This window comes from Enterococcus avium, assembly GCF_002891025.1.
Lineage (GTDB): Bacteria > Bacillota > Bacilli > Lactobacillales > Enterococcaceae > Enterococcus_A > Enterococcus_A avium.
Map to the genome: position 1 here is coordinate 422,095 of NZ_NBSL01000002.1, position 26,228 is coordinate 448,322.

Annotated in this window: 29 protein-coding genes; 24 read left to right on the forward strand and 5 right to left on the reverse strand. The window is 41.1% G+C overall.

The features are described 5' to 3' along the window. Positions 1 to 40 precede the first annotated feature (40 nt). The 3 genes from AUF14_RS02165 to AUF14_RS02175 form a co-directional block, all read right to left on the reverse strand. A complete protein-coding gene (locus tag AUF14_RS02165) occupies positions 41 to 1,054 on the reverse strand; it encodes a DUF916 and DUF3324 domain-containing protein (RefSeq protein WP_016180512.1) in 1,014 nt (337 codons plus the stop codon). A gap of 157 nt (positions 1,055 to 1,211) precedes the next feature. Then, positions 1,212 to 1,838: a WxL domain-containing protein gene (locus AUF14_RS02170; RefSeq protein WP_049218566.1), complete on the reverse strand. Its 627-nt coding sequence runs from the start codon at positions 1,836 to 1,838 to the stop codon at positions 1,212 to 1,214. Further along, positions 1,835 to 2,206 carry an LPXTG cell wall anchor domain-containing protein gene (locus AUF14_RS02175; protein WP_016180514.1) on the reverse strand — a complete coding sequence of 124 codons (372 nt, stop codon included), beginning with the start codon at positions 2,204 to 2,206 and terminating at the stop codon, positions 1,835 to 1,837. The genes AUF14_RS02170 and AUF14_RS02175 overlap by 4 nt, the downstream gene beginning before the upstream one ends. 335 nt (positions 2,207 to 2,541) lie before the next feature. Between AUF14_RS02175 and AUF14_RS02180 the strand changes: the two genes are divergently transcribed. From AUF14_RS02180 to AUF14_RS02225, 10 genes are all read left to right on the forward strand, one after another. Beyond that, a complete protein-coding gene (locus AUF14_RS02180; RefSeq protein WP_016180515.1) occupies positions 2,542 to 3,915 on the forward strand; it encodes an adhesive domain-containing protein in 1,374 nt (457 codons plus the stop codon). Between the two features lie 331 nt (positions 3,916 to 4,246). Further along, positions 4,247 to 5,572 (forward strand): electron transport complex subunit RsxC, encoded by a 1,326-nt coding sequence (rsxC, locus tag AUF14_RS02185; RefSeq protein ID WP_193756238.1) that lies wholly within the window; start codon positions 4,247 to 4,249, stop codon positions 5,570 to 5,572. Next, positions 5,569 to 6,510 carry an RnfABCDGE type electron transport complex subunit D gene (locus tag AUF14_RS02190; protein ID WP_016180517.1) on the forward strand — a complete coding sequence of 314 codons (942 nt, stop codon included), beginning with the start codon at positions 5,569 to 5,571 and terminating at the stop codon, positions 6,508 to 6,510. The genes rsxC and AUF14_RS02190 overlap by 4 nt, the downstream gene beginning before the upstream one ends. After that, complete coding sequence (locus AUF14_RS02195; protein WP_016180518.1) at positions 6,507 to 7,070, forward strand: FMN-binding protein; 564 nt, start codon at positions 6,507 to 6,509, stop codon at positions 7,068 to 7,070. Before AUF14_RS02190 ends, AUF14_RS02195 begins: the two co-directional genes overlap by 4 nt. Before the next feature lie 12 nt (positions 7,071 to 7,082). Continuing rightward, the gene (rsxE, locus tag AUF14_RS02200) at positions 7,083 to 7,760 is read left to right on the forward strand and encodes an electron transport complex subunit RsxE (RefSeq protein WP_016180519.1); all 678 of its coding nucleotides are present in this window, start codon (positions 7,083 to 7,085) and stop codon (positions 7,758 to 7,760) included. After that, on the forward strand, positions 7,760 to 8,350 hold the full coding sequence (locus tag AUF14_RS02205; protein ID WP_016180520.1) for an electron transport complex protein RnfA: 591 nt from the start codon (positions 7,760 to 7,762) through the stop codon (positions 8,348 to 8,350). Before rsxE ends, AUF14_RS02205 begins: the two co-directional genes overlap by 1 nt. Positions 8,351 to 8,362: 12 nt before the next feature. Continuing rightward, on the forward strand, positions 8,363 to 9,175 hold the full coding sequence (locus AUF14_RS02210) for an RnfABCDGE type electron transport complex subunit B (protein WP_016180521.1): 813 nt from the start codon (positions 8,363 to 8,365) through the stop codon (positions 9,173 to 9,175). A 62-nt stretch (positions 9,176 to 9,237) separates the two neighbouring features. After that, positions 9,238 to 9,948 carry a glucosamine-6-phosphate deaminase gene (locus AUF14_RS02215; protein WP_016180522.1) on the forward strand — a complete coding sequence of 237 codons (711 nt, stop codon included), beginning with the start codon at positions 9,238 to 9,240 and terminating at the stop codon, positions 9,946 to 9,948. A 252-nt stretch (positions 9,949 to 10,200) separates the two neighbouring features. Further along, a complete protein-coding gene (locus tag AUF14_RS02220) occupies positions 10,201 to 10,830 on the forward strand; it encodes a TetR/AcrR family transcriptional regulator (protein WP_016180523.1) in 630 nt (209 codons plus the stop codon). Next, positions 10,827 to 11,192 carry a hypothetical protein gene (locus tag AUF14_RS02225; RefSeq protein WP_016180524.1) on the forward strand — a complete coding sequence of 122 codons (366 nt, stop codon included), beginning with the start codon at positions 10,827 to 10,829 and terminating at the stop codon, positions 11,190 to 11,192. Before AUF14_RS02220 ends, AUF14_RS02225 begins: the two co-directional genes overlap by 4 nt. Positions 11,193 to 11,246: 54 nt before the next feature. Here the strand turns inward: AUF14_RS02225 and AUF14_RS02230 are convergent, their stop codons facing one another. Together AUF14_RS02230 and AUF14_RS02235 are read right to left on the reverse strand one after the other, a co-directional pair. Continuing rightward, positions 11,247 to 12,464: an MFS transporter gene (locus AUF14_RS02230; protein WP_082158223.1), complete on the reverse strand. Its 1,218-nt coding sequence runs from the start codon at positions 12,462 to 12,464 to the stop codon at positions 11,247 to 11,249. 101 nt (positions 12,465 to 12,565) lie between these two features. Next, entirely contained in the window at positions 12,566 to 13,093 is a 528-nt protein-coding gene (locus tag AUF14_RS02235; RefSeq protein ID WP_016180526.1) for a PadR family transcriptional regulator, read from the reverse strand. A gap of 390 nt (positions 13,094 to 13,483) precedes the next feature. Here AUF14_RS02235 and AUF14_RS02240 point away from each other — a divergent pair, with 390 nt between their 5' ends. The 14 genes from AUF14_RS02240 to AUF14_RS02310 all read left to right on the forward strand — a co-directional run bounded on the left by AUF14_RS02240 (position 13,484) and on the right by AUF14_RS02310 (position 26,219). Further along, positions 13,484 to 14,335: a PRD domain-containing protein gene (locus AUF14_RS02240; RefSeq protein WP_016180527.1), complete on the forward strand. Its 852-nt coding sequence runs from the start codon at positions 13,484 to 13,486 to the stop codon at positions 14,333 to 14,335. Then, positions 14,332 to 16,191: a beta-glucoside-specific PTS transporter subunit IIABC gene (locus AUF14_RS02245; protein WP_016180528.1), complete on the forward strand. Its 1,860-nt coding sequence runs from the start codon at positions 14,332 to 14,334 to the stop codon at positions 16,189 to 16,191. Before AUF14_RS02240 ends, AUF14_RS02245 begins: the two co-directional genes overlap by 4 nt. A 14-nt stretch (positions 16,192 to 16,205) precedes the next feature. After that, positions 16,206 to 17,630 (forward strand): family 1 glycosylhydrolase, encoded by a 1,425-nt coding sequence (locus AUF14_RS02250; protein ID WP_016180529.1) that lies wholly within the window; start codon positions 16,206 to 16,208, stop codon positions 17,628 to 17,630. Between the two features lies 1 nt (position 17,631). Beyond that, complete coding sequence (locus AUF14_RS02255; protein ID WP_016180530.1) at positions 17,632 to 18,411, forward strand: histidine phosphatase family protein; 780 nt, start codon at positions 17,632 to 17,634, stop codon at positions 18,409 to 18,411. 116 nt (positions 18,412 to 18,527) lie between these two features. Next, complete coding sequence (locus AUF14_RS02260) at positions 18,528 to 19,229, forward strand: hypothetical protein (protein ID WP_016180531.1); 702 nt, start codon at positions 18,528 to 18,530, stop codon at positions 19,227 to 19,229. A gap of 329 nt (positions 19,230 to 19,558) precedes the next feature. After that, the gene (locus AUF14_RS02265; protein ID WP_034876217.1) at positions 19,559 to 19,795 is read left to right on the forward strand and encodes a GlsB/YeaQ/YmgE family stress response membrane protein; all 237 of its coding nucleotides are present in this window, start codon (positions 19,559 to 19,561) and stop codon (positions 19,793 to 19,795) included. 124 nt (positions 19,796 to 19,919) lie between these two features. Then, positions 19,920 to 20,984: a M24 family metallopeptidase gene (locus tag AUF14_RS02270; protein ID WP_034876221.1), complete on the forward strand. Its 1,065-nt coding sequence runs from the start codon at positions 19,920 to 19,922 to the stop codon at positions 20,982 to 20,984. An 85-nt stretch (positions 20,985 to 21,069) separates the two neighbouring features. After that, entirely contained in the window at positions 21,070 to 21,627 is a 558-nt protein-coding gene (gene efp, locus AUF14_RS02275) for an elongation factor P (RefSeq protein WP_016180534.1), read from the forward strand. Positions 21,628 to 21,970: 343 nt separating this feature from the next. Continuing rightward, positions 21,971 to 22,396, forward strand: a complete 426-nt coding sequence (locus tag AUF14_RS02285; RefSeq protein WP_016180535.1) for an Asp23/Gls24 family envelope stress response protein — start codon at positions 21,971 to 21,973, stop codon at positions 22,394 to 22,396. Then, positions 22,389 to 22,847: a transcription antitermination factor NusB gene (gene nusB / locus AUF14_RS02290; protein WP_016180536.1), complete on the forward strand. Its 459-nt coding sequence runs from the start codon at positions 22,389 to 22,391 to the stop codon at positions 22,845 to 22,847. Before AUF14_RS02285 ends, nusB begins: the two co-directional genes overlap by 8 nt. Positions 22,848 to 22,906: 59 nt before the next feature. Continuing rightward, positions 22,907 to 23,764 carry a bifunctional methylenetetrahydrofolate dehydrogenase/methenyltetrahydrofolate cyclohydrolase gene (locus tag AUF14_RS02295; protein WP_034876381.1) on the forward strand — a complete coding sequence of 286 codons (858 nt, stop codon included), beginning with the start codon at positions 22,907 to 22,909 and terminating at the stop codon, positions 23,762 to 23,764. A gap of 15 nt (positions 23,765 to 23,779) precedes the next feature. Continuing rightward, positions 23,780 to 25,114, forward strand: coding sequence for an exodeoxyribonuclease VII large subunit (xseA, locus tag AUF14_RS02300; protein WP_016180538.1), 1,335 nt, complete (start codon positions 23,780 to 23,782; stop codon positions 25,112 to 25,114). Then, complete coding sequence (locus AUF14_RS02305) at positions 25,114 to 25,335, forward strand: exodeoxyribonuclease VII small subunit (RefSeq protein ID WP_016180539.1); 222 nt, start codon at positions 25,114 to 25,116, stop codon at positions 25,333 to 25,335. Before xseA ends, AUF14_RS02305 begins: the two co-directional genes overlap by 1 nt. Continuing rightward, on the forward strand, positions 25,335 to 26,219 hold the full coding sequence (locus AUF14_RS02310) for a polyprenyl synthetase family protein (protein ID WP_016180540.1): 885 nt from the start codon (positions 25,335 to 25,337) through the stop codon (positions 26,217 to 26,219). Before AUF14_RS02305 ends, AUF14_RS02310 begins: the two co-directional genes overlap by 1 nt. Positions 26,220 to 26,228 lie beyond the last annotated feature (9 nt).

Consider the following 26,228-nt stretch of genomic DNA (forward strand, 5'->3'; position numbering starts at 1 on the left):
AAGCGGCGCCTCTTTTGAAATGAAGAGGCGCCGCTTTCTTTTATTTTCCATCTATTTTCTTCTTCAAGTTCCTGTTTCGGTTATACATGAAGATTACGACGGCTAGTAATAGGATGATCACGGCGATCCCTGCCCAGATCCAAGGTGTTGTCGTGTCCTTTTCAAGTGAAACATCTTGAACATTGTAAGCCTTGGCTTTTTCTTGATTTATGGTGAAGGTTGGACTGCCGGTCCATTTTTGTTCTCCGGAGCGTACAGTCATTTTGACGGTATAGGTTCCTGGAGAAAACTCCGTATTGTCCATTTGAATCAAGAAGGGCATGCGTGAACTTGGTGCTAAGGTTAACTTTTCTTTCTTGTCTTTGGTGAGAGTTTTGCCATCTTTTTCGACTTGATAATCAATGGCTGTATTTTTGACGTAGGTTGATTTTTCATTGTCAACAGTCACGGTCACTGCATTGCGGTGATTGACCTGAAGGGCATTTGCTTGGGCGATTTTCAAATCTGGTTTTACTTCGTCCGTCTTATTTTGCAGTAGGACGGCGATCTCTCGTGAAAACACATTTTTGATATTGCCTTCGACTTTTTCGGTTGAAATTTGTTCGATGTAAAGGCCGCCAGCTAAGACTCCCTCAAATTCTTTGTCTGGCATCTTTACATCCAAATGAATATCCTTTGATTCCTTTGGTGCTAAATCAATAGCTCGATCACTGAGCTTGACGTAGTCGTTGATATTGGGACCGAAATCACTCTCATCTTCATTCATCCCGGAGTATTCAACGACACCCAGACTATTAGTGACCGCACGATTAAAGGCGGCCTTCAACTTGATCGGCTGCTCTGTCCGATTAGTTAAGGTAACTGTTAGTCGCTCGGTTTCATTTGGTTGGTACTGTAAATCGTAGTAAAGCTGTTCTTTTCCGATTTGATGCTCTGATGGGTGAATCACCGCATCAAAGCTATCCAATGACTCTCCATGAGCGACAACTGGTAAAAATGAAAAGGCTAGTACGAGGAACAGTCCTCGAATCAATGAAATGGGCTGCTTTAACATTTTTTGTCTCCTTCAATTGTATTTTCCGCGTAATGGAAGAGTCTCTCTCAATCGTTTCTTTCCCCTTTATTTATCAATCAAAGGGCAGAATCATGGTCTACAGCCTGGGATCGCCTTCACAGTAGGCGTGGCTGCAGTCGGGATTCTGCCCGAGTTTTTAGCTTGGTGTTGATGAGAAGGTCCATACGACTGTTGTTTGGTATTGGGCCGCTGTCTTTGCCGTATTGGCTGGTACATTCAAGGTAAATTTATTGATCGGCAAAGCAGTTTCGCCGGCCCCTTGATTGGCTTGTGCAGTGATGACGGAGTTTGTTTGACCAAGAACTAAGTCAACCGTGCTGTTATTGGCGATTCCATCACCTGTCGGTAGCGAGTTCACGTTGTTGGTAAGAGCTCCGACAGTAAAGGATAGGATCGCTCCAGAAAGTTCGCTTTGCCCAGCCGTGAATTGTGTTGGCTGAGCGACCTTTACAGACCAGCCGCTACCAGCTGCCCCGCGATTATCGCTGACAGCAACTTGTCCAGTTGTTACTGGAGAAGCTTGTTCGCCATCAGAGGTAGCTGTCCAAGTTTCTGCTTGTGTTGTTTGGATTGGGTGCGAACCAAAGTTCAAGTTTGTAGGCAGAGCCGCACTTGGGTCACCGGGTATTTGCGGATCAAAAGTGATGCCGCCAGATGTATAGTCAACGGTACCGGTGGTGTCGGCAGCGTGAGCGCCTGTTGCAAAGGTAAATAGTCTACCGGCAAAAAGCGCGGCAATGAATAAGGCTGCTTGTTTTTTCATTCGTTTTTCCTCCTATTTTTGACGATTCGCCACCCTAAAAAAGCGATTGCGAGGATCAGTAATCCAATAATGACTAAAAAGATATTCCGTTGATCATTTGTTTGCATAAATCGGGTAATGCCTGAGTGCTGCATGCTACTTCGATTACTGGATGAAGCAGGTGTTTCTTTATGATTATCAACATCAGTCGTGCTGTTGCTTGTTACGCTAGTACTGTTCTGAGAGCTTGCGGTGGAACTGTCACTAGCAGCCGTACTGCTTTCGTAATAGTACTGAACCTTTCCGTTGGTAACGGCCGCTTCGCTCGTTGGAGAAGGGACAACGAAGAGTGACAGAAAAACCAAGAGGATTCCAATCTGTGTCTTCAATTGTCTCCCCCTTTCTTTGGAAAAATGTAGTGGCTCTTTTCTGCGCAGAAAAGAAAATATTTCTTATGTCGGAATTATATAAGCTTATTAGAAAATAACGCTATAAGATTGCTCACAGAATTTTCACAGTTAAGCAAAATATTTTTCACTTTTTGATATACCAGCTTTAATTAAGGGAGAAGGTATAGAAATAAAGGGCTTTTTTATTGGATTATCTAAGAAAGCATGGCAATTAAAAACAAATAAATGATCAATTTTTACCTGTCATCGATTATTTTCTCGCGAAGGAAATTTTTGAAGGGAGCAATCCAAGTGAGAATAAAGGGGGAGATAAAATGACGAAAAAGCGGCTTCGTTTGATTCATAAATGTTGGCTTACAGGACTAGCTATTTTTCTATTTTTAACCAGTTCAAATATCATTGTGAGTGCGGTGTCATTGGATCTATTTTCAAATACACAAGTGAGCAACAACAGCGGGACTACTTCAGCAGCACCCTATTTAAATGTTGCGAATAAGCCCGTGACTTTTACGATAAATGGAACAACAGCAATAGGCGCGACGGCGGGAAGGACAGGTGCGAAGTATGTATTTGTCAATGTACCGGCGCAATTAGCTGGTAAGGTTCAAAAAGATGGAAATGCCACTGTAGATACCACAGTCACGGTACTGGCTTCTGATATCAAGGCTGTAACAGGAACGGTTTTGGATTTGGTAACATCATTGACCGGATTACTGACAACCTTGGGATTGGGTACGCTGGTGACAAATCTTAACAGTACGGTTACGGCATTGAATAAGGAAGACTTCGGACGTCAGGTATTCCTATCTCCGGTAGAGCAGTATTCGTCGACTCTATTAAGAGCGGGTATTAGCCAAGGACTGCTGCCAATTATAACGAACGCGTTGATCATACGTTTACAGGCCATACAAGCGATCGTTCAGGGAATCACTCCTCTACCTTTAATCAATGTAGTCTTAAATAACCTCTTAACTGCTTTGACGAATACGATTAGTACCCTTGGCAATGCGAATTCGACAGTTAGCAAAAATTTAGTAGCGGCTTCCATTTTAGGGTCAACGAGCGTTTCGTTTCCGACATTGGTCTCTAGCCCCACAGGATTGACACAAGATTTTACGGCTGTTGTACGGGGCGGAATTTTTCAAACAGATAATTTTGATGTCCAGCTGTTAAGCAACTATGGCGGTAATACAAATCTTTATTTCGCCGCTGGAAGCCTGACGATGAAGAATGAATTACTGCCAAGCAGTTTGAACTTCGGCAGTCATCCGGTTCAAACGAAAGTTGATGAAACATGGAATGCCTATATCGGTGGGAGTAGCGCTAATCCGCTGCAAACAGGAACGATCCGAATTGATGATACTCGTACTACAGCAAAAGCCTGGCAGCTGAAACTTGCGCAAACAAATTCTTGGGTAAGCGGGCAGAAGAATTTAGCTAATGCTCGGCTAGATATCGTCTTAGGTGGAGTAAATAGCAACTTTCAAAATTATTTTTACATTTCAAATCAGACAGTCCATATGCTCCCCAGCAATCAAGTGACCTTATTTTCTTTGAGCGCCACTACGGATTCCGGCTATTTTGAGATGCCGCTGAATCAGTTTCAGCTTTTTGTTCCTAAAAATACCCCAAAACAAACGGGAACTTATCAAACCACTCTGCAGTGGACCATTTCCAATACACCATAAGTGATAAGCGATTAAAAGTGCCTAAGAAATTAGGCGCTTTTTTTTTGTGAGTTTGTGAAAACTAATTACATTTGTTTTTCACTGTGCTATCATAAACGTATAAGTATACTGATAAAATCGATACTGAAGTTTGTGAATCATTTTGTGAAAAAAATTTTCGGATTAAACAAATGAACGTTTAAAACCAAGCCAGCTACAGGTTCAGCTTCACTGTTTCGGCATTTTTCTTCTATTATTTATTTGGGGTAAGAATAAGCCTGCTGGTGTATGAAATGTTGCAAAATGAGGAGTAAGCCCAATGATTTTGTTGGACCACAGGGGAGGTTTGTCTATGGGAACATTAACGAAAGCAATCGCAAAGTTTAAAGGAGGTGTCAAAGTCCCCCATAATAAAAATACGGCAGAATTTGAAAGCGTTTTTATGGCCCCGCCGAAAATTGTGACCATTCCAATGCAGCAGCACATTGGAGGTGTTTGTACGCCGACGGTTAAAAAAGGGGACGTTGTCACAGTCGGACAGGTAATCGCGGATTCGGAAGCCTTTGTCTCAGCTCCGATCCATGCCTCTGTTTCTGGAAAGGTAAAGGGAATCAAACCGGTTTTGATGGCGAATGGTCAGATGTGTGACGCGATTCATATCGCAAGTGATGGGTTGCCTGTGGAATTTCCGGAACCCAAGCCGGTGGAGATCCAGTCAAAGGAGGATCTTTTGAAGGCAGCACGAGATAGCGGCATTGTTGGTATTGGCGGCGCCGGATTTCCTATGCACGTAAAGCTGAATGTTAATGAGAGCACACCGATTGATACGCTGGTGATTAACGGGGCAGAATGTGAACCCTTCATTACATCGGATTACCGCGAAAGTTTGGAGTATCCGGAACGGATTATTGCAGGAATGCAGCTGGTGATGAAGTACCTGAATATCGCTCATGGTGTTATCGGCATTGAGAGTAATAAGCCAAAAGGGTTAAGAAGGCTGCGAGATCACTTGAATGAGTTAGCTGATCGTGATCCATCGATTGATGTGATGGAGATTCCATCATTATACCCGCAAGGAGCGGAAAAAATGCTAGTTTACGCCACCACTGGACGAAAAATTCCACCAGGGAAATTGCCGTCTGAGGTTGGATGCTTAATCATGAATATTTCGACCATCTCACTGTTGCAACGCTATATCGAGATCGGCATGCCGCTGACCCATAAGCGGATTACTGTGGATGGCAATGTGGCGCAGCCCAAAAATGTGGTGGTTCCAGTGGGGACATCAATCGGCGAAGTAATTGACTATTGTGGCGGATTGATCGATGAACCTAGCAAGATTATTTTAGGTGGACCAATGATGGGAATTGCCCAATTTTCTGTCGATTTGCCAATCACGAAGCAAACCAATGCCATCACAATTTTAGGAGCTGCACAACAACTGCCGGAGGAATCACCATGTATCCGCTGCGGACGCTGTGTGGAGGCTTGTCCGATGTCGCTGTTGCCTGTACAAATCGAACGTTGTACTCATAATAATGACCTTGCAGGCTTGAAAAAATTGAATGTCTCCGCCTGTATGGAATGTGGCTGCTGTGCCTTCGTTTGTCCGGCTGGCCGAAGACTCGTTCAGTCAATGAAACGAGCGAAACAGTTAGAAAGGGAGGCTGCCAAATGAACAAATTACCTGTTTCCATTTCACCCCATCTGCACTCTGGACGGAGCAGCCGAGGAATCATGCAGGACGTGATCATCGCCTTGATCCCGGCTGTGATTGCCTCCACGATTATCTTTGGCTTTCGTGCGCTTATCTTGATTATTGTAACGGTTGCGGCGTGTGTCATCAGTGAGTATGTCACTCGGAAAATCTTAAAGCGGCCAGATTCGATTCACAATTTGACAGCAGTTGTCACAGGAATCTTATTAGCCTTGAATCTGCCGGTGACCTTGCCATTTTGGATGGCTATTTTAGGTGGTGTGATTGCAATCGTGATCGTAAAAGAATTTTTCGGCGGAGTTGGTCAAAACTTCGTGAATCCCGCGATCACTGCGCGGATTATTTTAATGATGTCCTTTGCTTCCCAAATGAGTACCTGGCAGCCGCCGCTGAACTATTATATGTTCCGACCAGACGTCATTTCATCGGCGACTTATTTTTCAGCCTCTCAGACAGGTCAGAAGATTCCCTCGTTATTGGATATGTTTTTTGGTATACGCGCGGGAAGTCTAGGTGAGACCTGTGCTTTAGCCTTGCTGCTCGGCGGCGCCTACTTGGTAGTAAGAAAGGTGATTTCACCGATTATTCCGCTTTGTTTTATCGGAACAGTGGTCATTTTTTCTACCTTATTAGGCGGAGATCCGTTATATCAAATGATGTCAGGCGGATTATTGCTGGGAGCAATTTTTATGGCGACGGATTATACAACTTCACCGATTACCAGAAATGGCAAGATTATTTTTGGTATCGGCTGCGGGATTATTACCGTCTTAATTCGTTTCTTCGCGGCACTGCCAGAAGGGGTTTCTTATGCCATTTTATTAATGAATATTTTAGTCCCTCATATTGAGAATTTGACGATTCCAAAAGTCTTTGGTGAGGAGGCGAAGGTAAAATGAAGCGATCCAGTTCCAAAGTCATTTTTACCGATGCGTTATGTCTATTCATCATCTGTCTAGTGATCACCTTTGCAGTAGCTGGAACACGTTCTGTTTTTAAAGACCGAATTGCCAAGCAAGAATGGGAGCAAACTCAAAGTGTCATGAGCCAGCTGATTAAGGCTGATGACTTTCAAGAAGTCAAAGTAGCAGGGGACAATCAAGGCTACAAAGCGCTGGATAGTGGTGGCAAGACTGTCGGTTATCTTTTCGTGACAAAGGCCTATGGCTACGGCAGTGACGTGAGTGTCATGAGTGCAGTGATGGATGGCAAAGTCATCGGTGTCGATGTGCTGGATGCCTCTAACGAAACTCCGGGACTTGGTCAAAATGTCACGAGAAAAGAGTTTATCGATCAGTTCGACGGTACCGATGACACGCTGGAGGTAGTGAAGAATGATCCTGCGAATAAGAATCAAGTAGAAGCGGTAACAGGAGCAACCAAATCCTCCAATGCCGTTGCTACATCAGTCAAAGAGGCACTTGCTCTGTTTGAACAAGTCGCTACGTCAGAGAAATAGGGAGGAGAAGCAATGGAAAAAGAAAAAGCAGCCACTATTTTCAGCAGAGGGTTGATCAAAGAAAATCCTGTCCTGCGTCTGATGTTAGGGACCTGTCCGACGTTAGCGGTGACGACCTCTGCAATGAATGGTTTAGGAATGGGAATAGCGGCAACGGTCGTTCTTTTAGGCTCGAATGTCGTAATTTCCCTATTGCGAAAGGTGATTCCTGATCGTGTCAGAATTCCAGCCTTTATCACCATCATCGCGGGCTTTGTAACAGTTGTTCAATTAGTGGTGAAGGCGTTGGCCCCTGCCTTAGATGCTACTTTAGGGATTTATCTACCCTTAATCGTAGTGAACTGTATTATTCTAGGGCGTGCAGAGGCTTATGCCAAAAATAATACAGTGCTTCATTCCGCTTTAGATGGATTAGGAATGGGTGTCGGCTTTACAATGGCGTTGATATGTATGGGCGGTATTCGCGAGCTGCTTGGCAGCGGAACCTTATTAGGGTTTTCGATTACGGCAGGTGTGATTCCACCAATGACGATCATGCTGCTGCCGCCAGGCGGGTTCTTCGTCTTCGGTATGCTGGTGATGTTGGCGAATAAACTGAGTGATCGCAAGACGAAAGAAATCGATTGTAGTGCTTGTCCGGTCGCTGAAGCCTGTACCACGGTTTGTGATGAAAAGGCGGGTGATCAGTGATGCAGATTTTTGTAACGATTTTAGTTGCCGGTATTTTAACGGATAATTTTGTCTTGTCACAGTTTCTAGGAATTTGTCCATTTTTGGGAGTATCGAAGAAATTGGACACGGCTGTCGGCATGTCTCTCGCGGTTACCTTTGTTATGGTATTAGCGACCTTAGTAACCTATCCGCTGTACGCTTCGGTATTAGTACCGATGGGGCTGGATTACCTACAGACGATTGTCTTTATCTTAACGATCGCCGCACTTGTGCAGCTAGTAGAAGTGGTGATGAAACGGTATATGACTCCGCTTTATAACGCGTTAGGGATTTATTTACCCTTAATCACTACGAACTGTGCAGTGCTTGGTGTAACAATCCTGAATTTTTCGAAAAATTATTCCTTCGTGCAATCAATGGTGAATTCATTTGCCGCAGGAATCGGTTTTTTAGTCGCAATGGTAATTTTTGCCGGGGTACGCGGCCGCTTGGAAGGAAATGATATTCCCGAGTCGCTTAAAGGTCTGCCAATCACATTGATTGCCGCCGCTATCGTATCGTTGTCGTTTCTTGGATTTGCCGGTTTGGCAGAAGGATTATTCCAGTAGGAGGTGGAAATAATGACAGAAATCATGATACCCATCGGCATTGTTAGCGGGATGGGATTAATCGCAGGAGTCATTCTTTCCCTGGCAACCATCATCTTCCATAAACCGGTGGATGAAAAGGAAGAAGCCTTGCGAGAAGCGCTTCCGGGAATCAACTGTGGGGCTTGTGGCTTTTCCGGCTGCGATGGTTATGCTAAAGCGATGGCTAAAGGAGAAGCAGGAGCCACCAACTGTACACCAGGTGGCCCATCTACTCAACAAGCCTTGGCAGAGATATTAGGCCTTGAAGTTGGGGATGTTCAGAAGGTTGCTGCCTTTGTTCGCTGTAATGGCACCTGTGAGTTTACAAATAAAAAAATGGCTTATGCCGGAACGGAGACCTGCTACGGCGCCAACCAAATTTTTGGCGGTCCGCAAGATTGCCGTTTTGGCTGTATGGGCTTTGGCGATTGTGCTGCTGTTTGCGACTATGATGCGCTGCACATCGTCGATGGAGTAGCAAAGGTTGATCCGGATAAGTGTGTCGGTTGTTTAAAATGTATCACGGCCTGTCCGAAAAATCTGATCAAGATGCTACCCGCAGAAAATACCGCATTGGTCGCTTGCTCCAATCAGGATAAAGGCGGTGGTGTGCGAAAAAACTGTGATGTGGGCTGTATCACCTGTAATCGGTGTGTGAAGACATGTCCGCAAAAAGCCATTAAGATGGAAAATAATGTTGCGGTAATTGATCCAGATATGTGCATTGACTGCGGTGAATGTGTCGAAATCTGTCCGCAAAATTGTATTTTACAGATGCCGGCCAAGGAAAAGATTCCTAGTTAATAAAAAACGGAACCCCTTTCAAAAAGATATGCTATCATTAAAAGAAAAGGGCAGGTGTTGAAATGAAATTATTAGTAACAGAGGATTATGAAACATTAAGTCAAATCACGGCGGACATCGTTTTGATGAAGTGGGCGGAAAGTCGCCGCGTGAATCTGGCGCTGACTGCGGGCTCTTCACCTAAGCGTGCGTATGAAATCTTAGCTGAACGATTGAAGCAGGTGTCTTTTGATCAAAGCTTGGCGCATTTTTACAATTTTGATGAAATTACCTTAAAGGGTCAAGAATACGGAATGACGATGCAGGCCTTAACGAAGGAATTATTCGAGCCGTTAGGAATTGAAGAAGAAAATATTGAAGTGTTAGATGTCCAAAATTATCAGGACTACGATCGACAAATCGCTGAAGATGGCGGCTTGGATTTGGTTTTGATGGGCATCGGTGGAGACGGTCACTTCTGTGGCAATCTGCCAGATTTCACCTCCTTTGATTTCGGTGTTTATCGGGTACCAATCGAGCAGGATGATGAGCTATATAAGCTGATTGATGAATCAAGTCCCCATGAACCAGGAGAAGAAATGGTGACATTTGGCGCTCAAACGGTTTTAGCAGCAAAAGAATTGGTTCTGATCGCTAATGGCGAGAAGAAGGCCGCAATTATCAAACAGGCGTTGGAAGGACCAATTACAGAAGATGTTCCCGCGTCAGTTTTGCGCTTGCATCCGAATCTAACGGTGATTTTAGATCGTGAAGCAGCAAGTTTATTAGACTAATAAAGATAGAAAAAAGAGAGGCATGATCGTCTCTCTTTTTCTGTGGAATTACTTAATTAATCAGCTTTGCCGCAGCTTCATCAGCAATCACTGTAATATTAGAATGCATTCTCAAGATAACCATGAGAATTTCACTGTTAATAACCAGCAAATCAAATTTCCCAACATCTTTTTTAAGTGCATTTGACAAGTTAACAACTGTTCACTATAATTTTAGTGAACAGTTGTTAACTTATTTGCGGAGGGATGACTATGCCAAGAAAAGCAGCGCGAGATACTAAAAAGCTTATTTTACAGGTGGCCTTAAAACAGTTTTCTGAAAAAGGGTTTGATGGTGTTGGGATTCGAGATATTGCAAAGGAAATTGGGATACGAGAAAGTGCAATCTATAGACATTACAGCGGAAAGCAAGCAATTTTTGACGCAATCATTTTAGACATTGAGCAGCGCTATCAAGAGGAAACTGCCGAGATTGGCGCTTCAAAAAGACTGGATGGTCTCTTAAATGCAAAGGGTGTCCGTGAAGAATTGATTCAGATGAGTTTTACAATGTTTCAATTTTATTTAGAAACAGAGTATGGCTCACAATTGCGTAGAATGCTGACAATCGAACAGTATCGTAGTTCTGAAATAAGCAGTTTTTTTCGCGAACTCGTAATTAACAATGGATTAAAGTATATTACACAGGTGTTTTCTCAATTAATAGCAGAAAAAGTCTATTTGGATGCTGATCCTGAAGTCATGGCGTTACAATTTTATTCGCCTTTGTATTTACTGTTAACCAAATACGATAATCAGCCCGAAAAGTATGAAGAAGCATTGACCTTTTTAGAAAAGCACATCACCCAATTTAATAAAATCTATCTGAGGAGTGATCAATGATGAAGGGAATTGGGATACTGGTAGCGGAATGGGTTGTTACAGGAATGATCGTTTATGCAGGATTATGTGGAAGGAAACTGTTTTTTATTGACGGACCAAGGTCAGCGGTGATTATGTTAGGTTTAATCGGATTTACCATGTGCATGGTCATGCCGACGATTGGCAAGTTTATCAGTAATGCGCCCGCACATCCTTTAACAATTATGGGGTATATTTTTGGTGTCATGGCACTTTTTACTACGGTGGTTCAGTTATTTAACTGGCAGATACCATTTATCCAAGATCCAAAAAATGCGCTATTTGTAATTGCTGGTTGCATCGTTATAAAATCAATTATTGGACGTTTTTTTTTGCTAGTCTGATGGTAGATGAAAAGCCCGTACGTTGTAATTTTACAAGGTACGGGCTTATTTCAGTTACAGGTTCTCTTCTTCTTTAGTTTCAAAATAGCGTGAATGAACAACCACTAAGATGATACCGATGAAAACCATCGCACTTGCAAAGTAGAAGGTATAATTACTGCCGAATTTTGCACCAATTAAACCGGCGACAAAAGGGGCGAGTGAGCCGCCAAAAAAGCGGACGAAGCTGTAAGTTGATGAAGCGATGTTTCGTTTGATCCCAGGAATTTCCATCGCAATCGTTGTCATCAAGGTGTTGATTATTCCTTGGAAAAAACCAGCGACAATCAACGCAGCAGCCACTAGTGAGGGTTGGTCGGCATTGATTCCCATCAGCAGCAGGCAGACAACAAAACCGATAAACCCGATCATCAAGGTATAGAATGTTCCGATTTTTTGTTCAAATCGAGTGGCTAAAAAAATCGAAGAAATAGCCAATAAAATTCCCCAGCCAAAGAAGGTCATACCAATTTCCATTTCAGAAAAATTCGGCATTAAAAAGGGCGCATAGGCAAGCAAAGTAAAAAAGCCGAAATTATACAATAGGGCAATCAAGCCTACAGAGCGTAGCTTATGATTTTTTAAGGCGTTGACACCAGCAAAAAAGTCAACTTTTTCTTTTTTTCCCTTGGATTCCTTAAACATAATCAAGATTGATAAGAATGAAATCAGCATTAAAACCGATACACCCGCAAACGGCAAGCGCCAAGAAATCGAGCCTAGCGAACCACCAACTAAAGGCCCAATCGACATACCAAGTCCCATTGCCGCTTCATACAGCATGATTGATTTTTCCGTTTGCCTAATTAGCACACTGACGATTGCAGACAAGGCAGTTGAAATGAATAAGGCGTTTCCCAAACCCCAGCCTGCACGAAAATAAATCAATGCATCGATCGTATTGGACAAACCGGCGAACAAAGCAAATATAATAATAATAGCTAAACCCAACATCAAGGTTTTCTTAGTACCAATCCGACTGGAAACAAAACCAGTAAACAGCATCACAATGCCGGTCACCATCATGTAACTGGTAAATAATAAGGTTGTTTGCGCAGGCGTTGCTTGTAATGATTTGGCGATCGAATTCAAAATTGGATCAACCAATCCGATCCCCATGAAGGCGATCATGCAGGCAAAGGCAACGACATACGCTGCTTTACCATTTTCTTTCTCCGTAACTATACTGTCATTGTTTTCGTTTAAATTTTCCATTAAGTCACCACTTTCCATTCAACAGTTTAATCACAAAAGGATTTTATGTCAATATTTACATAAATATATTTACAATTATTTTTGCCAAAAAAACAGACCTCAAGAGATCTGCTTTAAACTTATTCAGAAAAATAGGCGTCGATTTTTTCTTCTGCCCACTCACACCAAGACAGTTCCTCTTTGCATAGACGAATCTTCCGTTCAATAATCAATTCACGACCGAAATTTTTACGGCGTTCCTCTTTAGTTAGCTCGCTCAAGCTGTTTAAAACTGTCGAATACTCTTTTAATTGTTCATTGAAGTATTGCTTTCGTTCCATAATCAAGAATTTTGATGTATCACGGTCTAATGCAGAAATGGTGAATACTTTTGCTAAGAATTCATCTTTTTGAGAGGGAGCGTGGCTTTTAGTGAAGACCCAGTTTTTTACCACTTCTTTTCCTGCCGGAGTAATATCATAGATTTTACGTTTGCCATCGGGAATATCGACAATTTCGATTAATTCCTGTTTGCGCAATTCTTTTAAGGTAGGATAAATTTGACTATGATGAGCCTCCCAAAAAAGATTCAAAAAACGTTTCAATTCATAACCAGTCAATGGCGCACGAACAAGCATCGCCAAAACAACATAGCTGATAGTATTCATAATGTGATCCTTTCTGTTAAGGATTTTTTGGTTAGTTATTTTTTATTCATTGGTTTTCTCCGTGTTCATTGTACCATTGATTCCTATTTTTGCTAATAGTCCTATTTATTATAGGGTGTCATAAACAGTTAAATAACAAGGGGATTTAGGATAGTGGAAAACGAAGGTGAAAACATATAAAAATGAATATTTCGAGAAAGCGTTGACATTCATATTTTTATCACTTAGAATGAAGTTATAAAAAATTAAGAGAAAAGACCGATCATGGCGCCGGAGTCATGATTGTGAGTATGTTACTGAAGATGATCAGGCAGAACTCAAGAAAGCATAGCTGGAGACCAAGGTCCCGCTGTATACTTTCTTGGGTTTTTTTTCTGGAAAGGAGGAAGTATGAAGATCAGCCAAATCTTAAATAATAACGTTGCATTAGTGAAACGAGGAGGAAACGAGGTCTTCGTCGTTGCAAAAGGAATTGGTTTCAAAAAGAAAAAGGGACAGCAGATCGCAGAAGAGGAAGTTGAGAAAATGTATATTCTTGATTCCTTTGATATGCTGGATCATTTCAGCTATTTATTGGCTCATTCAGATCCAAACGATATTCTTTTGATCAGCAATATTATTTCCTATGGAGAGGAACAATTAAACATTAAGGCAAGTGATTATTTGAGTTTGGCTCTTCTTGACCACTTGGAGTTCCTATTGAAACGTGTAGAGAAACAGCAGTTTATCAAAAGTCCGCTAATATGGGATACAAAGCGTTTTTACCCAGAACATTTTAAGGTCGGACTTAAGGCGTTAAAAATGATTGAAGAACAGAAGGGCTTGCAGCTTCCTGAAGATGAAGCCGTGTCTTTATGTTTGCACTTTGTAAATATGGAAGAAAGTCGCGATAGCCGAAAAGACCATGTTTTAGAGATGCGAGCGTTAAGTGACCTAGTATCGATTGTGGAACATCATTTTAATGTGACGTTAGATGACGAATCAACGAATTATATGCGCTTCACTACTCATTTACAATACTTTGTGCAGCGAATCGTTAACGGAGAAATATTCAATGATGGATCAGAAACCTTGGAGCTTTATAAACAAGTTTGCCAATTGTATCCAGAATCGTTTAAAACTGTCCAGAAAATGAAAATCTATGTACAGTCACAATTTAATCTAGAGATTTCAATCAATGAAGAAACCTATTTAATGCTTCACATAAATCGTGTAACAGAAAGAATGGAGGACAAAAAATGAGTTATGAAAAATTAAATAAACAGCTGATCGAATTAGTCGGCGGTAAAGATAATATCAAAGCAGTCGCTCACTGTGTGACCCGCCTGCGTTTAACATTAAAGGATCGCAGTTTAGCAAAAACTGAAGAAATCAAAAATTTGGATGGTGTGATTGATGTCGTCTCCAATGAGGTTGCCTATCAAATTATCGTCGGAACACATGTTACGGATGTGTACAATGAGTTCATGCTAATGCTGGGATTGAAGCCTGACGGGGAGGAAATTGAAAAGCCAAAGGCCAAAGGAGTTCGAGGAATCGCCTCATCAATCTTAGTCATGATATCTGAAACCATGACTTCTATTATTGAAGTTTTACTTGCAGCCGGAATGATCGCAGGGATCATGGCAATCATTTCATTAACAGGATTAGTTTCTAAAGACAGTCCAACATACATGATTTTTGATACGCTGCGTGGCGGGGTTTTCCACTTCTTACCAGTCTTTATTGCAGCATCAGCAGCTAAACGAATGAAATTGAATGAATATGTAGCAATGGCATTAGCAGTCGGACTACTTTCCACCAATATTGATGGGGCAAAAGGTTTGGAATTGTTCGGTTATCATCTACCAACGATCGGTTACGCGAATACCTTTATTCCAATCTTGTTGGGTGTTTGGTTCTTGAGTGTCGTGACAAAATACTTGAAGAAAATCATTCCAAGCGGGTTGCAGTATTTCTTAGTTCCGGCATTATCACTGGTATTAACCTTTCCAGTTATTTTAGTCGTCTTTGGCCCGATTGGAACATTGATCGGTGATGGCGTAAGTGCCTTCTTTGATGTGTTAATGAATACGATTGGCAACTGGATTGTAGTTGTCTTGTATGCGGCCTTCCAACCATTCTTGATTGTTTTAGGAGCTGCCAATTTTACTTATCCAATTGTATTGAACTTTTTGGGAACAATTGGCTACGATCCAATAATCATGCATGCGGCAACAATTTCTGATGTGGCAGTTTGTGGTGCAATGTTTGGCTACTTCTTACGTGCAAAAAAAGGTCATCAGCGCCAAATGTTCGGTACGGTCAGTTTTAGTGCTTTAATGGGTATTACTGAACCAGCTGTATTTGGGGTTTTTGTTAAATATCGTCGACCATTTTTAGCGGTTATTATTGGTGGTGGATTAGGCGGATTGATTGCAGGGTTAGCCGGTGTGAAAACAATGGGATTTGTTTGGGGATTAGCCTCATTACCGACTTATCTAGCAGGCGGAACAAGTAACTTTATTTGGATGATTATTAGTGTCGTGGTTGGCTTTGTTGGTGCTACAGCTGTGGCGTATGGTATCGGCATTCCTAAAGAAGAATCCGAAGAAGAACTTGAAGAAAAAGAATTTGTTGAAGCATTAGAGAGTAACCAAGGATTGAAACAAGTTTGTATTGGAAAAATTGCTGAAGGAGATGTAGTTCCATTAAGCGAAATTAGTGATAAAGCATTTGCCTCTGGAGCGTTAGGAAAGGGTGTTGGAATCATACCAGCTCAAGCAGAGGAGTCGATTATTTCACCAGTCGAAGGAACTGTGACAGTTGCATTTCCAACCAAACATGCGTATGGCATTAAAACGAAAAATGGTGTTGAGTTATTGATCCATATTGGTGTTGACACAGTAAATCTAAAAGGTAAATATTTCGAAAGCTTCGTAGAAAAAGGACAGGAAGTCAAAAAAGGTGACATTTTAGCGAAATATCAAGCTGAAAAAGTAAAAGAAGCCGGTTTTGATCCAGTAATCATTGTGGTGGTAACAAATTCAAATGATTATCTTGATGTGATTTCAACCAGTAATGAACAAGATGATGAATTACTAACAGTAATTTTGTAAAAAAGGAGAAGCAAATGACATTTACAAATGACTTTTTATGGGGCGGCAGTATTGCCGCTCATCAATGTGAAGGGGCTTGGCAAGAAGATGGAAAAGGTCCAGCAATCATGGACTTTGTTACGAAAGGATCAAACAAAGAACCACGAGTGATCACGGAGACAATCGATCCAACGTTGGACTATCCTTCACATCTAGGAATTGATTTTTATCATCATTACCAAGAGGATATTAAACTGTTTAAAGAAATGGGGTTCACAGTACTACGGATCTCGATTGATTGGTCGCGAATTTTTCCTAAAGGAGATGAGCAGGAGCCAAATCAAGCGGGATTGGATTTTTATGACAAGGTAATTGATGAGTTGCTCGCTAATGGGATCGAGCCAATCGTGACCCTTTATCATTTCGAATTACCCATCCATTTAGTTCGAGAGTATGGCTCATGGAAAAATCGACAGGTAATTGATTTTTATCTACATTATTGTGAAACGGTCATGCGAGCATATGATGGCAAAGTGAAATATTGGGTGACTTTCAATGAGATGAATCATATTGACCCACAGTCCGAACAATCGGATATTTTCACTTATTTGATTGCGGGTTTAAAATACAGCGAAATGGAAAACTCAGTAGAAGAGTTAGCCAAAATTGGCTATAACATGACATTAGCTGCAGTGAAGGCAGTTAGACTTGGACGAGAACTCAATCCTGAAAATAAAATCGGCTGTGTCTTCGGCTTGAATCCAATCTATTCCTATGACTGCCACCCAGATAATGTATTGAAGGCCTTTTTAGACAATGATCGGGATTATTATCAAGTCGATGCCATGTGTAATGGTAAGTTTCCTAAATACAAAATGAAACAATATCAAGCATTAGCACTCGATTTAGGAAATCAACCAGAAGATGTTGAAGATTTTGCTAAAGGAACGATTGATTTTATTGGCTTAAATTATTACATGTCTAGTCTGTCTGAACCAAACCGTCCGGTAGAGGGCGAGTCAGCTTTATTCGGAGGTCTTCAAAATCCATATCTAGAACAATCTAAATGGGGCTGGGGAATTGATCCAACAGGTATTCGCTATGTCATGAACTATTTATACCGAAAGTACGAGTTGCCAATCCTGATTACTGAAAACGGGCTGGGGGCGATCGATCAACTAGCAGACGGAACCGTTCATGATGACTATCGTATCGAATATTTAGAAAAACACATTAAAGCAGTGAAGCAGGCAGTAGAAGAAGACTTCGTAGAATGCATGGGTTACTTGACTTGGGGACCAATTGATTTAGTCAGTGCGACAACTGGTGAAATGAGTAAACGATACGGTTTTATTTATGTTGATTTAGACAACGAAGGTCAGGGGAGTTTGCAACGGCTGAAAAAAGATTCTTTTGATTGGTATAAAAAAGTCATTAAAAGTAACGGGGAGGATCTATAAAATGAAAAAAATTTGGGGATTATTGTTTGTTTTCTTATTAGGGCTTAGTTTAACGGGTGGTGTTTCAGTACAAGCAAAAGAAAAAAATTCCGAGAAAAAAGCGGAAGTGACCATTTATCTGGTTCGTCATGGGAAAACTTTTTTCAATACAACGGGACAAGTTCAAGGATTCGCCGATTCACCTTTAACAGATAAAGGAATTACACAAGCAAAACAAGTGGGTAAGGGATTGAAAGATACGAAGTTTGACTTAGCCTATTCCAGTGATTTGGGACGCCAAAGAAATACTGCCAAATTAATCCTGGCTGAGAACGAGAAGAAGACGCCTAAGCTTTCAGAACACGATGGATTCAAAGAATGGAATTACGGCGGTTTTGAAGGAAAAACGAACGCTGAGATGTGGACACCAATTTTTGAAGCGAACGATTTGAAGTTCGATGAGGATTGGACAGATTATGACAAGCTGGTTAATAAACTAGGTGATGAAGGGGTAGCAGATGCTATTGCTGAGAGCGATCCGTTGAAAGTCGCAGAAAGTTATAAAGATATCACTAAAAGAGGGCAAGCTGCTATGGACAAAGTAGTTGCCGATGCGAAAAAGAAGAAGGCGAAGAATGTCTTGATCGTATCATCTGGCAGCATGATTCCAACACTACTAGAAATGTTGGTTCCTGGTGAATATCAAGGTGAGGCTATCGATAATTGCAGTGTTACGACTTTGAAATATAAAGATAATAACTATTCAGTAGCGAAAATCAATGATACACAATATTTAGATTAATAGAAAAAACTTTCGATAGCGACTTATCGAAAGTTTTTTCTATTTAAACCTCAGTCTTTCGACGGATGATTTTCTTTTAGATCTTTTATACACTTGTTTTAGAAAGGAAGATCGTCATGAAAGTTTTGTTTGTGTTTGAGGATAGGGAATATTCCAGTTTTTTTGTTTACGATTTAACGAGCGGTGTGAACAGCCTTTTACGAGTCTCACCTGAAATAAAGATTCAAAAACTGACGTTGGGAGAATTGTATACCCAAGTACCGATCGAAAAATTTCTAGGCTATTTTTCCGTAGCCTTTTCTATAGAAGTAAAAAAATATTTAATCTTAAAAAAGACCGATAGTTTATTAGGAGTGAAGGAAGCCGGGCTTGAAGAAGATGGTAAGATGGCAGTAACAATTTATAAAGATTTCATCGCTTTGAAAAATGGACAGAAATTTACGAAGGGAGATCATCGGCTGACGCTCGATGAGATTGATGCGTACATTAGTTATCAGATTGATCAGGATGGTCGAATTGATGTGTTTGAACGCCAAGAGGATATCATTCGCTTGATGAAACGCAAAACAGTTCGCCCACGGCTATCTTCCATTACAAATAATTATGGGACAGTCAAAGAATACTCCGGCAGCAATCTCAATTTAAAAGATATGCTGAAAATGGGAACAGGCTATTTAGCTAAAGGGAGCGCTCGTATGAATAAGATCAACGTACCAGAAGTTGGAAGCTTTTCCTTGCTAGGTGCTTTTCCTTATCGCTTAGGTGCAGTAAATTGGGAGCAAAATAGTGTGAAGCTGCGGTCAGATCTGATTCAATAAAAAGTTATTCACAGGATTGTCAAGAAAAGCATTTTCAAAGTCTGTTTTAGCCGCTTACAAAGAGTAAAATGCTTTTATACCAACCTTTATTTGCGTTTCACAATTGAGAAACTTTCTGGAAAAAGCGCTATTTAACTCTTGACAATTGAGATAAGTATCTGAATCACTGAAACAGATATTTATATTAGCCCTTTATCAAATGAATAAAACTATCGACCGATATACTTAGAGAAAAATTTTTGTTAGTTTGCTAGTAAGATATACAGTAAGGATCAGCTACTATTAAGTGATTATATAATTTCGAATAGAACAGATGAGGAGAGATAATGATGATTTGGACATTAATTGTTGGTGCTATCATTGGCGCAATCGGTGGTAGTCTTTCTGGACGCGGTAAACAAATGGGATGCATTTTCAATATTATTGCAGGTTTGGCGGGCTCTTATATTGGACAAGCAATATTTGGACACTGGGGACCACATTTAGCTGGGATGGCATTAGTACCATCGATTTTAGGTGCAGTAGTTGTTGTGGCGGTTGTTTCATTTTTTACCGGACGGCGATGATTAAAGAAACAGAAGTTGAGAGTGTGACTTCTGTTTTTTTGTGTATTCATTGCTTTTTCTTTTTCTAGTCGTGTTCGTTCAGCTTTTCGAAACTCTTTGCTATAATGAATGATGGGTGATAATAATGATAAAACGGATTGAGAAATTACGAGCACTGATGAAAAAAGAGATCATTGACGCGTACTTAGTAACAAGTCCAGCGAATCTTCGTTATCTGACTAATTTTACCGGAACTGCTGGGTTAGCTTTGATTACATTAGAAAAAGCGTTCTTTATTACTGATTTTCGTTACACTGAACAAGCAAGTGAACAGGTGCAAGGAATGACGATTATCCAACAGCAAGGTAATATTGTTGATGAGATTATCAAATTGATGGAAAGTGAAGGCATCAATGTGCTTGGCTTTGAGGATGCATCCATGACTTACGCAGAGTATTCTATTTTTGAAGAAGTGATTGACGCGGAGCTGGCTCCAGCTAGTGGTATGATTGAGAAACTGCGAGAACAAAAAGATGATGGAGAGATTGCCATTATTGAAAAGGCCTGCGCTATTGCTGATGAAGGCTTCGAGCATGTCTTGAAAATGATCCGTCCGGGCATGACTGAAATTGAAGTTGCTAATCAGTTGGATTTCTTCATGCGTTCACTTGGGGCAACGGGCACATCGTTTGATACGATTGTGGCTAGCGGTGTTCGTTCTGCTTTGCCACATGGCATTGCCAGCGAAAAAATGATCGAACAAGGAGATTTAATCACGCTTGATTTTGGATGCGTCTATCAAGGCTATGTTTCAGATATTACACGGACATTTGCGATTGGCGATCCTGGTCAACAATTGAAGGAGATTTATCAAATCGTTTTGGAAGCACAATTAAAAGTCATTGAGGTAGCACAAGCTGGTGTGACCGGAGCACAGTTAGATGGGGTTGCTCGTGATTTCATTACTGAAGCTGGTTATGGAGAAGCCTTTGGACATTCTACAGGTCATGGGATCGGTATGGAGATTCATGAGGGTCCGAATATCAGTCGTTCAAATGATACACCGTTGAATGTGGGGAATATTATTACTGATGAGCCAGGAATCTATTTAGCTGGGTTAGGCGGTGTTCGAATTGAGGATGACTTGGTGATTTTAGCTGAAGGAAATCGAATTTTGACGCGGTCGCCAAAAGAGCTCATCATTTTATAAGTCTTATTGAGTAGTGGTAGCGTAAGTAAACAAGAAATGATAAACTAGAACCAAATCTGCAGAGATTGAATTAGGAGGAAGTATCATGATTTCAGTAAACGATTTTAAAACTGGCTTAACGATCGAGGTGGACGGCGGCATTTGGCGCGTAGTCGATTTTCAACATGTAAAGCCAGGTAAAGGTGCGGCCTTCGTTCGTTCGAAACTTAAAAATCTACGTACGGGAGCAGTTCAAGAAAAAACCTTCCGCGCTGGTGAAAAAGTAGCAAAAGCTCAAATTGATAATAAAAAAATGCAGTATCTTTATGATGACGGAGATAACTATGTCTTCATGGATATGCAAAGCTATGAACAAATTGAAATGCCAAAACAACAAGTAGCAGAAGAAATGCTTTATGTATTAGAAAATACGGAATTGACCGTCATTATGTATGGTAATGAAGTTTTAGGTGTTGATCTGCCAAATACCGTAGTATTGGAAGTTGCAGAAACAGAACCAAATATCAAAGGGGATACCTCATCAGGCGGTTCAAAGCCTGCTGTGATGGAAACTGGCCTGACCGTCAATGTACCATTCTTCGTAAATCAAGGAGACAAACTGATCATTAATACACAAGATGGCAGCTACGCTTCCAGAGCATAATGCATAATAAAGAGTAAGGGTGTCAGTTCTGTTTTTCGCAGAACCAAAAAACAGGAAAACATACTTGCCATTCAAAAATAGAGCAAAGAATAAACCAGTATAACAGAATGATATACGGCACGAATATCATTCTGTTATACTGGTAAGAAAAATAATTACATTTAGCAGGAGTAAGGGTGTCAGTTCTGTTTTTCGCAGTATCAAAAAACAGGAAAACATACTTGCCATTCAAAAATAAAGCCAAAATGGAACAGTTTAACAGAATGATATACGGTACGAACATCAGACTTATTTTTCTGGTAAGAAAAATAATTACATTTAGCAGGAGTAAGGAGAGAGTAAGATGGCAGATGAAAAGAATTTAGTTTTAGGCGAGAGCCCGGAACTTGGGGAAATTATCATTGCACCAGAAGTAATCGAAGTAATTATCGGGATTGCGGCTTCTAAAGTTGACGGAGTTTACGGCATGCGCGGCTCATTAGCTAGCAATGTGACAGAATTACTTGGTAAAGCAGCTCACGGTAAAGGTGTTTATCTCAAAAATGACGAAGACGGATTGAAAGTCGATATTTATTCTTATTTTGACTATGGCACTTCGGTACCTAAAGTGGCTATGGCCATGCAAGAGCGCGTGAAACAGCAAGTTTTATTTATGACAGATGTTGCCTTAAGTGAAGTAAATATCCACGTAGTCGGCGTTGTAGCTGAAAAACTAGAGCAACCAACTTTAGAAGAACTATTCAATGATGAAGAGGAAAATAATGAGTAAAGAATTATCACGTCACGAGATTCGAGAAAAGGCCTTGCAGGCACTGTTTCCGTTGGATTTTAATCAAGAATTAACAAAAAAAGACGCCATCAACCATGCATTAAGTATTGACCAACAAGAGATTGTCAGTGAAGATGAAGACGCATTTGTTCCAGTCTATCTTGATGAATTAGTTGGCGGAGTCGTTGAACATCAAGCAGAACTAGATAAAATTATTCAAAAGCATTTACGTTCTAACTGGTCGATTCAACGAATTGCTAAAATGGATTTGATTATCTTGCGACTAGGTATTTATGAGATGTTATACAACACGCAAGTACCTAACCGAGTGGTTCTAAATGAAGCCATCGAGTTAGCCAAAACTTTCAGCGATGATCAATCAAGAAAGTTCGTTAATGGAATCTTATCTAATGTAATGAAAGAGATCGATGAAGCTGGGGCAAATAGCTAATAGAGCTATTTTTCCCAGCTTCATTTAAACTATAGAAAAGAAAGAAGCGGGGAATGAACGTGGCACAACTTATTAATGGTAAAGAATTGGCAGAAAAGCTTCAACAGGAGACAGCACAGCAAGTTGAAACATTAGCAGCAAAGGGTATCCATCCAGGGTTAGTCGTGTTATTAGTCGGCGAAAACCCCGCTAGTCAAATCTATGTTAGAAACAAAGAACGTGCAGCAAAGAAAATCGGTATACATTCTGAAGTCAAAAAATATCCAGAAACCATCACCGAAGCAGAGCTGATCAAAGAAATCAACTACTTTAACCAATCAACTGAATTCCATGGCATTTTGGTTCAATTGCCCTTACCAGAACACATTGATGAAGAGAAAGTTTTGATGGCAATCAATCCGTTAAAGGATGTTGACGGATTCCATCCAATGAACATGGGACGTCTATTTGCTGGAATGCCTCACACAATTCCTTGCACCCCGTATGGTATCATGAAAATGTTTGAAGAATACAATATCCCATTAGCCGGTAAACAAGCAGTGGTGATCGGTCGCAGCAACATCGTGGGCAAACCAATGGCAATCTTACTTTTAGGTGCAGATTCAACAGTGACTCTGACACATTCTAAAACAGAAGACTTAGCCAAAGTTGCTAGTAAAGCAGATATTCTGGTTGTAGCAATTGGCAGAGGCCATTTTGTAACGAAAGAATTCATCAAACCAGGAGCTGTCGTTATCGATGTCGGTATGAATCGAAATGAGGATGGAAAGCTGATTGGCGATGTGAAATTTGATGAAGTCGAGCCAATTGCTAGCTACATTACACCTGTCCCTGGCGGTGTCGGTCCTATGACCATTACGATGCTGATGCAGCAAACCGTGGAATGCTGCGAACGCCAAGTATTAGATCACGAATAGCAAAGAGGTGTTCAAATGGCACAAGAGTATTTAACTGTCAGTGCATTAAACAAATACATCAAACGAAAATTCGACGTAGACCCCTATTTAGAGCGGGTCTATTTGACCGGAGAAATTTCCAACTTTCGCATGCGGGCAAATAGTCATCAATATTTCAGTTTAAAAGATGAGCGTTCCAAAATCAGTGCAATCATGTTCAAAGGAGCTTTTCAAAAACTGAAATTCACACCAAAGGAAGGCATGAAAGTGCTGGTAGTCGGTCGTGTGGCATTGTATGAAGCCAGCGGTAATTATCAAATATATATTGACCACATGGAGCCTGATGGTGTTGGCGCACTATACCAAGCTTTAGCAGAACTACGAGAAAAATTAAACAAAGAAGGATTGTTCTCACAGCCAAAGAAAACTTTGCCGCGTTATCCGAAACGAATCGCGGTGATCACTAGTCCAAGTGGTGCAGTCATTCGCGATATCATTACGACTGTCAAACGCCGATACCCAATTACTCAGTTGGTTCTTTTCCCAACTCTAGTACAAGGGGACAAAGCGGCGGCTGATATTGTTAAAAATATCAAAAAAGCCGAAGCAATGGATTTTGATACGATGATCATCGGTCGTGGCGGTGGTTCTATTGAAGATTTGTGGCCTTTCAATGAAGAAAGTGTGGCGCGGGCGATTGCAGCTTCGCCAATACCAATTATTTCCTCTGTAGGGCATGAGACGGACACAACGATTGCGGATTTAGTTGCTGATGTGCGTGCAGCAACGCCAACGGCAGCGGCGGAATTAGCAGTTCCCGTTTTATCAGAGGAAATTCTGCGAATTAAAGAAAAGCAGGCACGTTTAGAACAGGCCTTCTTGCATCAATTGCAACGAAAAAAAGAACGATTTGAACGTTTGCAGCAATCATATATTTTTAGACAGCCTAACCGTTTATATGAAGCGCAAAGTATACAACTGGATCGCTTAACGCAACAATTACAACAAAACATGACTGTTTTGGTGAATCAGCGAGAACGAGAACTAATGCAATATAGTAATCGTTTGGCCCAAGCTAATCCCATCAATCGTGTCAGACAGGCTCAACAGCAAATGACCTATCTACAGGAACGTTTGCAGCAGCAAATGCAAGGCTATTTGGAAAAACAACAACGGCGAGTGCAGCAGGCTATCACTTCATTGGATTTACTAAGTCCATTGAAAACAATGGGTCGGGGATTCACCTATACGACCCAAGATGAGCAAGTCGTTCGTTCAGTAAATGATTTGCAGGAAAAAGAGATGACCGTTCATTTTGTTGATGGTACGGTTAAAGCCGCGATTTTAAAAATTGAAAAAGGAGAAGAGTAATGGAAAATACAACCTTTGAAGAATCAATTACGCAATTAGAAACCATTGTTACGCAGTTAGAGCGTGGCGATGTACCTTTAGAAGAAGCACTAGAAGCGTTTCAAAAAGGAATGGTTTTGAGTAAGCAATGTCAAGATACGTTAACAAAAGCAGAAAAAACACTGACTAAAATGATGAGTGAAGATGAAGAAGTGCCTTTTACAGGTGAGGAGGAAGCCTAATGTTGCAGCAGCTTTCTGCTGAAGAGCTACCAAAGGTTGAAAAAGAGATCGTTGACTTCATTACTACTAGCACTGCACATGAAGAGTTGAAAAAGAGCATGCTTTATTCCGTTAAAGCAGGCGGGAAACGGATTCGGCCGCTGATTGTGTTAGCGACTGTTCAGGCATTTCAGAAAGAGTTAACAGTCCCGGTTTATCAAACCGCCGGAGCATTAGAGATGATTCATACTTACTCACTGATTCATGATGATTTGCCAGCGATGGATAATGATGATTTGAGACGTGGAAAACCCACCAATCATAAAGTCTTTGGTGAAGCCTTAGCGATTTTGGCTGGTGATGGACTTTTGACCGGTGCCTTTCAACTGGTTAGTGAAACTACCTTGAGTCCAACAGAGAATGTTTTGTTGATCCAGCTTTTGGCAAAAGCTGCAGGAAGCGGCGGGATGGTAGCTGGTCAAGCAGGCGACATGGCAGCCGAGAAACAACACGTAGCGCTAAACGAGTTAAAGGCGATCCATCGTGGAAAGACTGGAGCACTTTTAACTTATGCTTTCGTTGCAGGTGGCATTTTAGCCAATCAAACCGAATATGTGATTGAACTGCTTGAAAAGCTTGGGAATCACATCGGTTTGGCCTTCCAAATTCGCGATGATCTGTTAGATGTTGTCGGAACTACCAAGGAGCTAGGAAAAAAAGTAGGTCAAGATGAGAAATTAGATAAAAGTACTTATCCGGCTTTACTTGGATTGGAAGGTGCAAAAAAGGCACTGACAGATGAATTGAAGCAAGCAGAAATAGTTGTACAGCAATTAGCAAAGGCCGCTGATTTTCAACCACGAATTTTCCAAGAGTTACTTGGGCTATTTGCACTTACAAAATAAAAATATAAT